This window comes from Pseudomonas taiwanensis, from assembly GCF_013393345.1.
Taxonomy (GTDB): domain Bacteria; phylum Pseudomonadota; class Gammaproteobacteria; order Pseudomonadales; family Pseudomonadaceae; genus Metapseudomonas; species Metapseudomonas resinovorans_C.
Genome location: NZ_QJRF01000069.1, coordinates 42,735 through 55,663 on the forward strand (window position 1 = coordinate 42,735; position 12,929 = coordinate 55,663).

Sequence of the window (12,929 nt, forward strand, 5' to 3'; positions counted from 1 at the left end):
CGCTTGCGGAATCCCGTTCCGCACGAAAAGGAGCCGAGCAAAGGTCAGGCTAGGCGGAAATCGGCGAGGCCGCGGAGTTGACGACTGTCAATGAGCAGGCCGAGCCGATTTCCAACGACGCATGACCGAAGCGCAGGCCCCTTTTCGTCGGAACCTACACCGCGTCGCGGGGGAGCATCAGCCCTATGGGCAGGCAGACGCGTGCTTCCAGACCACCACCGGAGCGATTGCGCAGCTCAACGCTGCCGCCATGCTGCGCGGCGATGCGCTTGACGATGGCCAGGCCCAGGCCGGTGCCCTTGCCGCCACGGGCGCGGTCGCCACGGATGAAGGGGTTGAAGATGTCCTGCAGTTCCGCCGGATCGATGCCCTGGCCGCGATCCAGCACGCTGAGCACGACGTAGGGCGCGGCATTGTCGCCCGCCACAAAAGCTGCAACTTCGACACCGTTGCCGCCATATCGCAGCGCATTCTCGATCAGGTTCACCAACAGCCGCTTCATCGACACCCGCCGCAGCGGGAATGGCGGCAACGGCTCCAGGCACAGGCGCACCTGTTCTTCCTGCTGGTTGTAGGGCGCCACCACCTCGCAGACCAGTTCGCCGAGGTCCAGCTCTTCCACGCGCTCGTCACGGCCGTCGCGGATGAAGGCGAGGAATTGATCGAGGATGGCATCCATGTCTTCGATGTCGCGAACCATGTCGTCGGTCAGCTCGGAGTCGTTGCTCATCAGCTCCAGCGACAAGCGCAGCCGCGTCAGCGGTGTGCGCAGATCGTGTGAGACACCGGCCAGCATCAGTTCGCGCTCGCGGGCGCCGCGTTCGACGTCCTCGGCCATCTGGTTGAAGGCGCGGTACACCTCGGCCATCTCGCTCGGCGTATCGCTCACCGGCAGGCGCACACTGCGGCCCTGGCCGACCTGACGGGCGGCGAAGACGAGGCGCTTGAGCGGGGCATTGAGCTGGCGCACGAAGATCCAGGCGGCCGCAGTGGACAGCAGGCCGATACCGAGGAACCAGCCGAGCACGCTCCAGATTCGCTGGCCGCGCAGGGGGTGTGGATAAAGCGGGATACGCACCCAGTCCGGTCCCAGCTCGGGCGCATGGACCCAGAGAGCCGGCGGGCTTTGCGCACGCAGGCGCACTTCGGTACCGGGACCGAGCTCGGCCTGCATCTGGCGCTGGAAGATTTCGCTGTAGGGCCAGTGCTGCTCGCTGGCCGGCACGGCGTCGCGGGTCACCCGCTTGAGGCCGGCTGCCTTGGCCAGGTCGTGACGCTCTTCTTCACTCGCTGCCCAGTAGGCACGCAGGGTCAGCGCCGCACCGTGGCTGTACTGGCGGTCCACCAGCACGTCCTCGTTCATCATCAGGTAGACCAGGGTCAGCGCCTTGGAAAACAGGACGACGATGAGCACCAGCCACAGGGTGCGGGAGAAGAAGCTCTGCGGGAACCAGTAGGGGGTGCGCATCACCACCCTGGGTTGCCCGGCGGCGGGAACCCCCGCCGCGCGTTCACTTGTTGCCATCGGGCACGAACACGTAGCCGACGCCCCAGACGGTCTGGATATAGCGAGGCTTGGAAGGGTCCGGTTCGATCAGCCGGCGCAGACGGGAGATCTGCACGTCGATGGAGCGCTCCAGGGCGTCCCACTCGCGGCCACGGGCCAGGTTCATCAGTTTGTCGCGGGTCAGCGGCTCGCGGGCATGCTGGACCAGCGCCTTGAGTACGGCGAACTCACCGGTGGTGAGCATCTGCACGTCGTCGCCCTTCTTCAGCTCGCGGGTCGCCAGGGACAGCTCGTACTCGCCGAAGCTGACACTTTCGTCCTCGCTGGCCGGGGCACCCGGCACCTGCGGGGACTGGCGACGCAGCACGGCCTTGATCCGCGCCAGCAGCTCGCGAGGGTTGAACGGCTTGGCCAGGTAGTCGTCGGCGCCCAGTTCCAGGCCCTGGATGCGGCTGGTCTCGTCGCCCTTGGCGGTGAGCATGATGATCGGCACCTGGTTGTTCGACGCGCGCAGCCGGCGGCAGGCCGACAGGCCATCCTCGCCAGGCAGCATCAGGTCGAGCACCACCAGATTGAAGAGTTCGCGAGCCAGCAGGCGATCCATCTGCTCGACGTTCTCCACGGCGCGCACGCGAAAGCCCTGTTCGTCGAAGAAACGTTCGAGGAGGCGCCGCAAACGGGCGTCGTCATCGACTATGAGGATCTTTTCGCCTTCAGCGGTCGGGTTGCTGCTCATGTTTTCTCCTGTTCGACAAGCCGCACATTATCGCTTGCCAGCGGCTCGCGGCGGCCTGCCCATTGTTAGCAGATTTTTCCCCGAACGGTTTCCTACCCTTCGAAACTCGGTGTTTATAATGCGGCGCCTTTCATCACCGGCGAGCCCTGGCTCGCCGGTCTGTCATTCTGCGGCAGCCTCAGCGGCCCGGCCCGGGCTGCCGCCCATGCAGGTGTTTTCAATGGACAGCATCAACAACCGCATCGCCGAAGAACTGGGCGTGCGCCCGCAACAGGTCGCCGCCGCAGTGGAACTGCTGGACGAAGGTTCGACCGTGCCTTTCATCGCCCGTTACCGGAAAGAAGTCACCGGCAGCCTCGACGACACCCAGCTGCGTAACCTGGAAGAACGCCTGCGCTACCTGCGCGAGATGGAAGACCGCCGCACCGCGATCCTTGCCAGCATCACCGAACAGGGCAAGCTGACCCCCGAACTGGAGCGCGAGATCAAGCTCGCCGACACCAAGACCCGCCTCGAAGACCTTTACCTGCCCTATAAGCAGAAGCGCCGCACCAAGGGCCAGATCGCCCTGGAAGCCGGCCTCGGCGAGCTGGCCGATGCACTGTTCAATGACCCGTCCCTGGCTCCGGAAGCCGAAGCCGAGCGCTTCATCGACGCTGAAAAGGGCTTTGCCGACATCAAGGCCGTGCTCGAAGGCGCCAAGTACATCCTCATGGAGCGCTTCGCCGAAGACGCCACGCTGCTGGCCAACCTGCGAGGTTTCCTCAAGGACGGCGCCACCCTCAGCGCCCGCCTGGTCGCCGGCAAGGAACAGGAAGGCGCCAAGTTCAGCGACTACTTCGAGCACGACGAAAACCTCAAGGGCGTGCCGTCGCACCGTGCCCTGGCGATCTTCCGTGGCCGCAATGAAGGCGTCCTGAGCATCGCCCTGAAGGTCGGCGAAGAGCTGCCCGGCACCCTGCATCCCTGCGAGCTGATGATCGGTGAGCGCTTCGGCATCTCCAACCAGGGCCGCGCCGGCGACAAGTGGCTGTCCGAAGTGGTGCGCTGGACCTGGAAGGTCAAGCTCTACACCCACCTGGAAACCGACCTGCTGGGTGAGCTGCGCGAAGCCGCCGAAAGCGAAGCCATCAACGTCTTCGCCCGCAACCTGCATGACCTGCTGCTGGCCGCCCCAGCCGGCCCGCGCGCCACCCTGGGCCTGGATCCGGGCCTGCGTACCGGTTGCAAAGTGGCCGTGGTCGATGCCACCGGCAAGGTGCTGGATACCGCCACCGTCTACCCCCACGTGCCGCACAACAAGTGGGACGAGACCCTGGCCATCCTCGGCAAGCTCTGCGCCAAGCACAGCGTCGACCTGATCGCCATCGGTAACGGCACCGCCAGCCGCGAGACGGACAAGCTGGCCATCGAGCTGATCAAGAAATACCCGGCCCTGAAGATGACCAAGATCATGGTCAGCGAGGCCGGCGCATCGGTGTACTCCGCGTCCGAGCTGGCGGCGAAGGAGTTCCCGGACCTGGACGTCTCCCTGCGTGGCGCCGTGTCCATCGCCCGCCGCCTGCAGGACCCGCTGGCCGAACTGGTGAAGATCGACCCGAAATCCATCGGCGTCGGCCAGTATCAGCACGACGTGTCTCAGCTTCAGCTGGCGCGTAGCCTGGACGCCGTGGTGGAAGACTGCGTGAACGCCGTGGGCGTGGACGTGAATACCGCGTCCGCCGCCCTGCTGGCACGCATCTCCGGCCTCAACGCCACCCTGGCGCAGAACATCGTCACCTACCGCGATGCCAACGGCGCGTTCAAGACCCGCGACGAGCTGAAGAAGGTCAGCCGCCTGGGCGAGAAGACGTTCGAGCAGGCCGCCGGCTTCCTCCGCGTGATGAATGGCGACAACCCGCTGGACGCCTCCGCCGTGCACCCGGAAACCTACCCGCTGGTGCAGCGCATCGCCGAAGGAACCGGCCGCGACATCCGCTCGCTGCTCGGCGACTCGGGCTTCCTCAAGCGCCTGGACCCGGCCAAGTTCACCGACGAGACCTTCGGCCTGCCCACCGTCACCGACATCATCAAGGAACTGGACAAGCCGGGCCGCGACCCGCGCCCCGAGTTCAAGACCGCCGAGTTCCAGGAAGGCGTGGAAAGCCTCAAGGACCTCAAGCCCGGCATGACGCTTGAAGGCGTGGTGACCAACGTCACCAACTTCGGCGCCTTCGTCGACATCGGCGTCCACCAGGACGGTCTGGTGCACATCTCCGCGCTGTCGGAGAAGTTCGTCAAGGACCCGTACGAAGTGGTCAAGGCCGGTGACATCGTCCGCGTGAAGGTGATGGAAGTGGACATCCCGCGTAACCGCGTGGGCCTGTCCATGCGCATGAGCGACACGCCCGGCGAGAAGATCGAAGGCCCACGCGGCGGCGGTCGCCAGGGCGGCCAGCCGCGCCAGCAGCAGAGCGCGCCGCGCAATAGCGCTCCGCCGGCGAGCGGCGCCATGGCATCGCTGTTCGCCAACGCCAAGCAGATCAAGAAGAAGTGACGATGGACTTCACCGACCAGCAAACCACCAGCGCCTACAGCAAGCTGCTGGGTATCGAGCCGCTGAGCCTCGGCGACGGCATCGCCGAGGCGCGCCTGTCCATGGACGAGCACCTGCGCAACCGTGGCCAGGTCATGCATGGCGGGGCGATTTTCTCGCTGCTGGACATCACCATGGGGCTGGCCTGCACCAGCACCCATGGTTTCGATCGGCGCAGCGCCACGCTGGAATGCAAGATCAACTACCTGCGGCCGGTGGCGGAAGGCGAGGTGATCTGCAAAGCGCGGGTTCTGCACGCCGGCAAGCGCACGCTGGTGGTGGAGGCCGATGTACTGCAAGGCGACAAACTGGTCGCCAAGGGACAAGGCACCTTCGCTCAGCTGTAACAGCGGGGCAGTTGCAAAGCTCTATTCTGGACGAAGCGACAACGCGACCTGCCGGCTGGAAAAGTATTTCGGCCGGCAGCAAAGTCCGCCTCTTGTAGACAGCTTGGTCCACCCCCATATTGGGGCGACCGACGCGTGAAGGATTCCAAATTGAGCGATCTTCTTTCCCGCCGCCTGGCCTTGCTCGGCGAGCGCGCCAACCTGCCCCTGCTCACCCGTTGCCTGCATGGCATCGAGCGCGAGTGCCTGCGGGTCGATGGCAATGGCCAACTGGCGCTGACGCCGCACTCCCCTGCACTGGGCTCGGCCCTGACCCATGCGCAGATCACCACGGACTATTCCGAGTCGCTGCTGGAGTTCATCACTCCGGCCGAGGCCGATCCGGCGCAGACCCTGGCGGACCTGGAGAAAGTCCATCGCTTCACCGTGGACAAGCTCGGCGATGAGCTGCTCTGGAGCCCGTCCATGCCTTGCCGGCTGCCGTCGGAAGAAGACATCCCGATCGCCCGCTACGGCACCTCGCCCATTGGCCGCCTGAAGTACGTCTATCGCAAGGGCCTGGCCGTGCGATACGGCAAGACCATGCAGTGCATTGCCGGCATCCACTACAACTATTCCCTGCCGGAGGCGCTCTGGCCGCTGCTCAAGCAGGCCGAAGGCGATCCGCAGAGCGACCGCGAATACCAGTCTGCGCGCTACATCGCGATGATCCGCAACTTCCGCCGCTACAGCTGGCTGCTGATGTACCTGTTCGGCGCCGCCCCTGCGCTGGATAAGAGCTTCCTGCGCGGCCGCCCGCACGATCTCGACAGCCTCGACGCGGACACGCTCTTCCTGCCGTACGCCACCAGCCTGCGCATGAGTGACCTGGGCTACCAGAACAACGCCCAGGCCGGCCTCACACCTTGCTACAACAACCTGGACAGCTACCTGTCGAGCCTGCGCCAGGCGGTCTCCACGCCCTACCCGCCCTATGCCGAGATCGGCACCAAGCAGGACGGCGAATGGGTGCAGCTGAACACCAACGTGATCCAGATCGAAAACGAGTACTACTCGTCGATCCGTCCCAAGCGCGTCACCTACACCGGCGAGCGCCCGATCCAGGCGCTGATGGCCCGTGGCGTGCAGTACGTGGAAGTGCGCTGCCTCGACATCAACCCGTTCCTGCCGCTGGGCATCGACCTCACCGAAGCCCGCTTCCTCGATGCCTTCCTGCTGTTCTGCGCCCTGCAGGACAGCCCGCCGATGGCCGGCGAGGAATGCCGCAGCGCCACTGACAACTTCCAGCGTGTGGTCAAGGAAGGACGCCGTCCGGGTCTGACCCTGCAACGCCACGGCCATGCCGTCGGCCTCACCGAGTGGGCCGGCGATCTGCTCGACCGCATCGCGCGTACCGCCGAAGTGCTGGACCGCGCGCTAGGCATCGAGGAACACGCCGAAGCCCTGGCCGCACAACGCGCCAAGGTCGCCGATCCCGAGCTGACCCCTTCGGCCCAGGTACTGGCGGAACTTCGCGGCAATGGTGAAAGCTTCAGCCAGTTCGCCCTGCGCCACAGCCGCCAGCACGCCGACTACTTCCGCAGCCAACCCCTGAGCGTCGAGGACCAGGCACGCTTCGAGGCCCTGGCTCGCCAATCCCTGGATGAACAGGCGCGCCTGGAAGCCGAACCGGAAGTGGATTTCGACACCTTCGTCGCCGCCTACCAGGCGAGCATCCTGGGGTTGATCAGTAACTGATCGCGCAGGGGAAACCCTTGTGGGGGCGAATTCATTCGCTAAGGGCAGCTCTGCTGCCCCCTGCAACTTCCAAGTGCAGGTCTACGACCTGCTTCGCGAATGAATTCGCTCCCACAGAAAAGAAGTTCTTGCCCCGTGGGGGGCAAGGCGCTCGGGTGAAATCAGAGCGTCTTCTCGAATATCTGCGAATTGCGCTGGTAGTTGTACAGCGAGGCACGCGCGGCCGGCAGGTGCTCGACGCCGCTGGGCTGGAAGCCGCGTTCGCGGAACCAGTGGGCGGTGCGGGTGGTGAGGACGAAGAGAGTCTTCAGACCAATAGCGCGAGCACGCTCCTCGATGCGCTCCAGCAACTCGTCGCCACGTCCGCCATGGCGATACTCCGGATTCACCGCCAGGCAGGCCAGCTCACCGGTATCGGAATCGGCGATGGGATAGAGCGCCGCGCAGGCGATGATCAGGCCGTCGCGTTCGACAATGGTGAACTGCTCGATTTCCCGCTCCAGCACCTCGCGTGAACGGCGCACCAGGATGCCCTGGTCTTCCAGCGGGGTGATCAGGTCGATCAGGCCGCCGACGTCGTCGATGGTGGCTTCGCGCAGGGATTCGAACTGCTCCTGGTCCACCAGAGTGCCGCCGCCGTCACGGGTGAACAGTTCGGTCAGCAGCGAGCCGTCTTCGGTATAGCTGACCATGTGGCTGCGCTTGACCCCGGCGCGGCAAGCCTGGGCCGCGGCGTCCAGCAGTTCGGCCTGGTAGTTGTTGCCCAGCCGGATCAGGTGCGGCGGCACCTGTTGCGGGCGCAGCTCGCGCACCAGCTTGCCAGACTCGTCGATCAGGCCGCGCTCGGCACCGAACAGGATCAGTTTGTCCGCGCCCAGGTCGATGGCCACGCGGGTCGCCACATCTTCGCAGGCGAGGTTGAAGATTTCCCCAGTGGGCGAATAGCCGAGCGGCGACAGCAGCACGATGGTGCGCTCGTCCAGCAGGCGGCCGATGCCCTTGCGGTCGACCCGGCGCACTTCACCGGTGTGGTGGTAGTCGACGCCGTCGACGACGCCGATGGGACGCGCCGTGACGAAATTGCCGGTGCTTACCCGCAGCCGCGAGCCCTGCATGGGCGAAGCGGCAATATCCATGGACAGGCGCGCTTCGATAGCAATGCGTAGCTGCCCCACAGCATCGATCACGCATTCCAGCGTCGGGCCGTCGGTGATCCGCAGGTCGCGGTGGAAGTGCGGGGTCAGGCCACGCGTGGCCAGGCGCGTTTCGATTTGCGGCCGCGAGCCGTGCACCAGCACCAGGCGCACGCCCATGCTGTGCAGCAGCACCAGGTCGTGGACGATATTGCCGAAATTCGGATGGGCGACACCCTCGCCGGGCAGCATCACCACGAAGGTGCAGTCCCGGTGGGCGTTGATGTAGGGAGTAGCGTGGCGCAGCCAGTTGACGTAATCGGGCATGGTTCCGTGAGCCTGAACAGGTGGCGAATAGACGAAGGCGTGCTCGGCCGGCGAGCAGTGAGTCGGCGCGTTATCGTCGTCGCATGAGCATCAACGGAAACCCTCTCGGTCAGGATGTGGCGGCGGATTGAAGGCAGTAATGCTGGATGAGCTGGCGCAATAGCGCAACGGTAGGCTCGATCCGTGACAGTTCGAGATGCTCGTCCGGCTGGTGGGCGCAGGCGATGTCGCCGGGGCCGAGTACCAGGGTCTCGCAACCGAGCTGCTGAAGATACGGCGCTTCGGTGCCGAAGGCCACCGCCTGCGCCGTATGGCCGGTAAGACGTTCGGCCAGGCGCACCAGATCACTTTCCGGCGACTGCTCGAACGGCGGCACCGCCGGGAACAGCGGCTTGAAGTCGATCTTCACCTGGTAATGCTCGGCCACCGGGCGCAGTCGTTGGCGGATCACGGCGCGCAGAGTGTCCGGGTTCATTCCCGGCAACGGGCGCAGGTCGAACTCCAGGCTGCACTGGCCGCAGATGCGGTTGGGGTTGTCGCCACCGTGGATGCAGCCGAGGTTCAGCGTGGGCTGCGGCACGGTGAATTGCGGATTGCGGAATTCCTGCTGCCATTCGCCGCGCAGCTCGATCAGGTCGCTCATCACCGCATGCATGGCTTCCAGGGCACTGTGGCCGAGGCTCGGATCAGAGGAATGGCCGCTCTGCCCGAGGATATCGATGCGCTCCATCATCACGCCCTTGTGCAGGCGAATAGGCTTGAGTCCGGTGGGCTCGCCGATCACCGCCGCACGACCGAGCGGTCGGCCGGCCTGGGCCAGGGCGCGGGCACCGGCCATGGAACTCTCCTCATCGCAGGTGGCGAGGATGATCAGCGGCTGCTGGAACCGCTGGTCCAGCAGGCCGCGTACGGCCTCGATGGCCAGGGGAAAGAAACCTTTCATGTCGCAGCTGCCCAGGCCGTACCAGCGATTGCTGACTTCACTGAGCTTCAACGGGTCGGTTTTCCACAGGGCGGCGTCGAAGGGCACCGTGTCGCTATGGCCCGCCAGCACCAGGCCGCCAGGGCCCGTGCCGTAGGTCGCCAGCAGGTTGGCCTTGCCCGGCGACACCTGCTGGATCTCGCAGCGGAAACCGAGGTCGCCTAGCCAACCGGCCAGCAATTCGATCACCGCCTGGTTCGACTGGTCCCAACTGGGCTGGGTGCAACTCACCGACGGTGTGGCGATCAGCGCGGCGAACTGCGATTTCAGGTCTGGAACGGACATCGGGGGACCTCCTCGGACGAGGGATCATCATAGGCTCAAGGCCGCGACGGGTGAAACCGCTGCGGCACGCTGCCGACCGGTCCTGTAAACTTCACCGCCTTGGTAGCCACCCCCTGGCTGCGTCTGAAAGACCCCGGCGATGAACAAAGAGACCGAAATCAAGCTTCGCGCCAGTCGCGAGACCCTGGAAGCCCTGCGCGACCATCCGCTGCTGAAGAAGCGCAACAAGTCCGGCTGGGAACGCCGCGAGCTTTTCAACCAGTACTTCGACACCCCCGAACGGGACCTGGCCCAGGCCCGCGTGGCCCTGCGCCTGCGCCGTGACGGCGAGCAGTTCATCCAGACCCTCAAGACCCGTGGCCAGAGCGTGGCCGGGCTGTCCGAGCGCAACGAGTGGGACTGGTACCTGGACAAGGCCAAGCTGGACCCGAAGAAGCTTACCGACGAGTGCTGGCCCGCCAGCCTGGCCGAGCTGGACAAGAAGCAGCTCAAGCCGATCTTCACCACCGACTTCCAGCGCGACCGGGCCGAGATCGCCTGGGGCCGTGGCAAGGCCAAGGTCGTGATCGAGGCCGCGCTCGACCTGGGCAAGGTCATCGCCGGCAAGCAGGAAGAAGAAATCTGCGAACTGGAGCTGGAATTGCGCCAGGGCGAGCCCGAGGCCCTGCTGGAACTGGCCGCTGAACTGGCCACCGACCTGCCGCTGATGCCCTGCGACATCAGCAAGGCCGAGCGTGGTTATCGCCTGCACGACGCCAATAGCTACCACCTCAGCCTGCCGGTCCCGGAACTCAGCGCCGAGCTGCCGCTGGACGACGCCTTCACCGCGCTGGCCTGGCACCTGCTGGGCAGCAGCCAGCGTCTGGCCGAGCAGTACCGCTTCAATGGCCACTGGAAACTGCTGGTGGACTGGCTGCAGCAACTGGTCGACCTGCGCGCCCTGATCGGCAGCCTCGGCCAGGCCGCCCCGCGCGCCAGCAGCCACAACCTGCGCGAAGCCCTGGACGCCCTGCTCCAGGATTGGCGCCCGCGCATCCAGGCCGGTGAGCTGGACGAAGCCGTACGCCACGCCGCGCCGCAACAGTTTGCCGAAGAACTCGCCGGCATCCGCTGGGGCCTGTTCTCCCTCAATGCCTCGCGCTGGCTGCTGGCCCGCGCCTGGACCGTCGAGCGCAACGAGCGCGGCAATCGCCAGGGCAAGGCACCGCTGGGCAACTGGCTGCCGCGCCTGCTCGCCGACGAAGCCGAGGGCCTCAAGCTGGAACGTTACAAGCGCCAGCCCGAGGACCTGGCCGAGCAGCTGCCGCGTATCGAGCGCCTGCTGGTCTGGCTGCGTCTGGCCCGCCAGGTACTGGAAGTGCCGGAAGCCGACCGCGCCTACGGCGAGCTGTCCAAGTTCGCCGAGCTGGCGGCCCTGCCGCTGGACGGCGAGGTACTGGCCGCACGCAGCGAGCAGGCGCAGACCCTGATCAGCCTGCGCGGCTGGAAGGCGCTGACCAGGTAAGGCACCGCGCCGGGAACCCGCCATGCTCAAGCAAAGCTTCCGCTCCGTGGTCACCACCTGGCTCACCGGCCTGCTGGCCCTGCTGCCGCTGGTGCTGACCCTGGCGTTGCTGGCCTGGCTGCTCAGCCTGCTGAACCGGCTGGTGGGGCCTTCCACGGTGATCGGCCACCTCCTCGGCGCCCTCGGCCAACCCTTCGCCAGCAACCCGGTGCTGGCGTACCTGGTCGGCACACTGGTGCTGCTGGGCAGCCTGTACCCCCTGGGCCTGGCGGTGCAGCTCGGCCTGCGCCGCCCACTGGCCTGGTTGCTGGACATGACCCTGCGCCGCGCACCGCTGATCGGCAGCCTTTATGGCCTGGCAGACCGCTTCGTCGGCCTGCTCGACCGCAGCAAGAACGCCGACATCGCCGCCATGAGCCCGGTCTGGTGCATTTTCGGTGGCGAGGGCGCCGCCGTCCTGGCCCTGCGCCCGAACCCGGAAACCTTCGAACTGGACGGCCGAAGCTACTGCGCCATCCTGGTGCCGACCGCGCCCATTCCTGTGGGTGGCGGGCTGATCTACGTCCCGGTGGAGTGGCTGCGTCCGGCGGAGATGGGCGTGGAAGGCCTGACCAGCATCTACCTGTCCATGGGCCTCACGCCGCCGCATCAGGCGGGGAAGTTGGCTAAGGAGCCAAGGCCTCCGGAAGAACTTGTGTAGGGGCGAATTTGCAGGTAGCTGCATTGCCCGTAGGAGCTGGCTTGCCAGCGAAGGGCTCCTTTTCGCTAGCAAGCTAGCTCCTACAAGTTCGGCGATTGAAATCGCCCCTACAAACGCTCTGCCGCAACCTACTCGATATGCAGGCTAGTGGTGGACTTGATCTCCGACAGCGCGACGATGGAGTTCACTTCCTGTATTCCCGGCACCAGCGACAGCTTCTCGAAGAAGAAGCGCTCGTAGGCCTCGATGTCGCGGGTGACGATGCGCAGCATGAAGTCCACCGCGCCCATCAGCACATGGCACTCCAGCACCTCGGGAAACTCCCGCATGGCCTCGGCGAACTCGGTGAGGTTGGAGCGGCCGTGGGCGTTGAGTTTGACCTGGGCGAATATCTGCGCGTTCAGACCGACCTTGCGCCGATCCAGCAGGGTGACCTGGCGGCGGATCACACCCTCGTCCTTCAGGCGCTGAATGCGCCGCCAGCAGGGCGACTGGGACAGCCCCACCCGCTCGGCGATCTCGGCGGTGGACAGGCTCGAATCCTCCTGCAGCAGGTCGAGAATGCGTTTGTCGTAGGCATCCAGAGTGACGGACATAAAAAATCCCAGCTTTGAAGATAACCAGGAAAGTCTATCCAAAAATATTGCCAATCCACGTAATTCAGGCAGAAAAATCCCACCCCAGGCTGGAAAACTATCGTCCTCCCCACCGAGGAATCCAGCATGCTCAGCCTCCAGTCCGCCCCCGTCGCCCGCGAAGACCACTGGCACCCGCACACTGCCCGGTTCGAGGCACGTGAAATGCAGTTCGCCATCCTCGCCGAGGCCGAAGCGGACATCCTCGGCCGCCTGCTCGCCTTCTTCGCCCAGCTGCAACTGGTACCGCGCTGGCTGGAGGTCAACCGGCTCGGCGACAACCTGCTGGTCCAGCTGCGCCAGCCCGGGCTGACCCCACACCGGGCCGAAGTCATCGCGCAGAAGATGCGCTCGCTGGTCAGCGTGTTCACGGTGGAGCTGGAGTTCTCGCCGGTTCCTTGATGCAGCGCTTAGCCCAATGATGGCAATTCGGGCATGCTTGCCGTCCCACGAGAAGAGCG

11 protein-coding genes are annotated in these 12,929 nt (G+C 65.5%); 6 read left to right on the forward strand and 5 right to left on the reverse strand.

Annotation, left to right across the window (positions count from 1 at the left end; translation table 11 throughout):
- Positions 1 to 154: 154 nt before the first annotated feature.
- Both DM872_RS20905 and ompR read right to left on the reverse strand, forming a co-directional pair.
- A complete protein-coding gene (locus DM872_RS20905) occupies positions 155 to 1,468 on the reverse strand; it encodes an ATP-binding protein (RefSeq protein WP_179061574.1) in 1,314 nt (437 codons plus the stop codon).
- A 43-nt stretch (positions 1,469 to 1,511) separates the two neighbouring features.
- Positions 1,512 to 2,243 (reverse strand): osmolarity response regulator transcription factor OmpR, encoded by a 732-nt coding sequence (gene ompR / locus DM872_RS20910; protein ID WP_077525640.1) that lies wholly within the window; start codon positions 2,241 to 2,243, stop codon positions 1,512 to 1,514.
- A 220-nt stretch (positions 2,244 to 2,463) separates the two neighbouring features.
- Between ompR and DM872_RS20915 the strand changes: the two genes are divergently transcribed.
- From DM872_RS20915 to gshA, 3 genes are all read left to right on the forward strand, one after another.
- A complete protein-coding gene (locus DM872_RS20915; protein ID WP_179061255.1) occupies positions 2,464 to 4,779 on the forward strand; it encodes a Tex family protein in 2,316 nt (771 codons plus the stop codon).
- Between the two features lie 2 nt (positions 4,780 to 4,781).
- On the forward strand, positions 4,782 to 5,165 hold the full coding sequence (locus tag DM872_RS20920) for a PaaI family thioesterase (protein ID WP_179061256.1): 384 nt from the start codon (positions 4,782 to 4,784) through the stop codon (positions 5,163 to 5,165).
- Between the two features lie 150 nt (positions 5,166 to 5,315).
- Positions 5,316 to 6,902, forward strand: a complete 1,587-nt coding sequence (gene gshA / locus DM872_RS20925) for a glutamate--cysteine ligase (RefSeq protein ID WP_179061257.1) — start codon at positions 5,316 to 5,318, stop codon at positions 6,900 to 6,902.
- Between the two features lie 161 nt (positions 6,903 to 7,063).
- On the opposite strand, the gene argA is transcribed toward gshA, so the two are convergent.
- Together argA and argE are read right to left on the reverse strand one after the other, a co-directional pair.
- The gene (argA, locus tag DM872_RS20930) at positions 7,064 to 8,362 is read right to left on the reverse strand and encodes an amino-acid N-acetyltransferase (protein WP_179061258.1); all 1,299 of its coding nucleotides are present in this window, start codon (positions 8,360 to 8,362) and stop codon (positions 7,064 to 7,066) included.
- A gap of 109 nt (positions 8,363 to 8,471) precedes the next feature.
- On the reverse strand, positions 8,472 to 9,629 hold the full coding sequence (gene argE, locus DM872_RS20935; protein ID WP_179061259.1) for an acetylornithine deacetylase: 1,158 nt from the start codon (positions 9,627 to 9,629) through the stop codon (positions 8,472 to 8,474).
- 139 nt (positions 9,630 to 9,768) lie between these two features.
- On the opposite strand from argE, the gene DM872_RS20940 reads away from it, so the two are divergent.
- Positions 9,769 to 11,133: a CYTH domain-containing protein gene (locus DM872_RS20940; RefSeq protein WP_179061260.1), complete on the forward strand. Its 1,365-nt coding sequence runs from the start codon at positions 9,769 to 9,771 to the stop codon at positions 11,131 to 11,133.
- Positions 11,134 to 11,155: 22 nt separating this feature from the next.
- Positions 11,156 to 11,833: a DUF502 domain-containing protein gene (locus tag DM872_RS20945; protein ID WP_179061261.1), complete on the forward strand. Its 678-nt coding sequence runs from the start codon at positions 11,156 to 11,158 to the stop codon at positions 11,831 to 11,833.
- Between the two features lie 128 nt (positions 11,834 to 11,961).
- On the opposite strand, the gene DM872_RS20950 is transcribed toward DM872_RS20945, so the two are convergent.
- Positions 11,962 to 12,429, reverse strand: coding sequence for an Lrp/AsnC family transcriptional regulator (locus tag DM872_RS20950; RefSeq protein ID WP_179061262.1), 468 nt, complete (start codon positions 12,427 to 12,429; stop codon positions 11,962 to 11,964).
- A 126-nt stretch (positions 12,430 to 12,555) separates the two neighbouring features.
- Here DM872_RS20950 and DM872_RS20955 point away from each other — a divergent pair, with 126 nt between their 5' ends.
- The gene (locus DM872_RS20955; protein WP_179061263.1) at positions 12,556 to 12,870 is read left to right on the forward strand and encodes a hypothetical protein; all 315 of its coding nucleotides are present in this window, start codon (positions 12,556 to 12,558) and stop codon (positions 12,868 to 12,870) included.
- Positions 12,871 to 12,929: the final 59 nt, after the last annotated feature.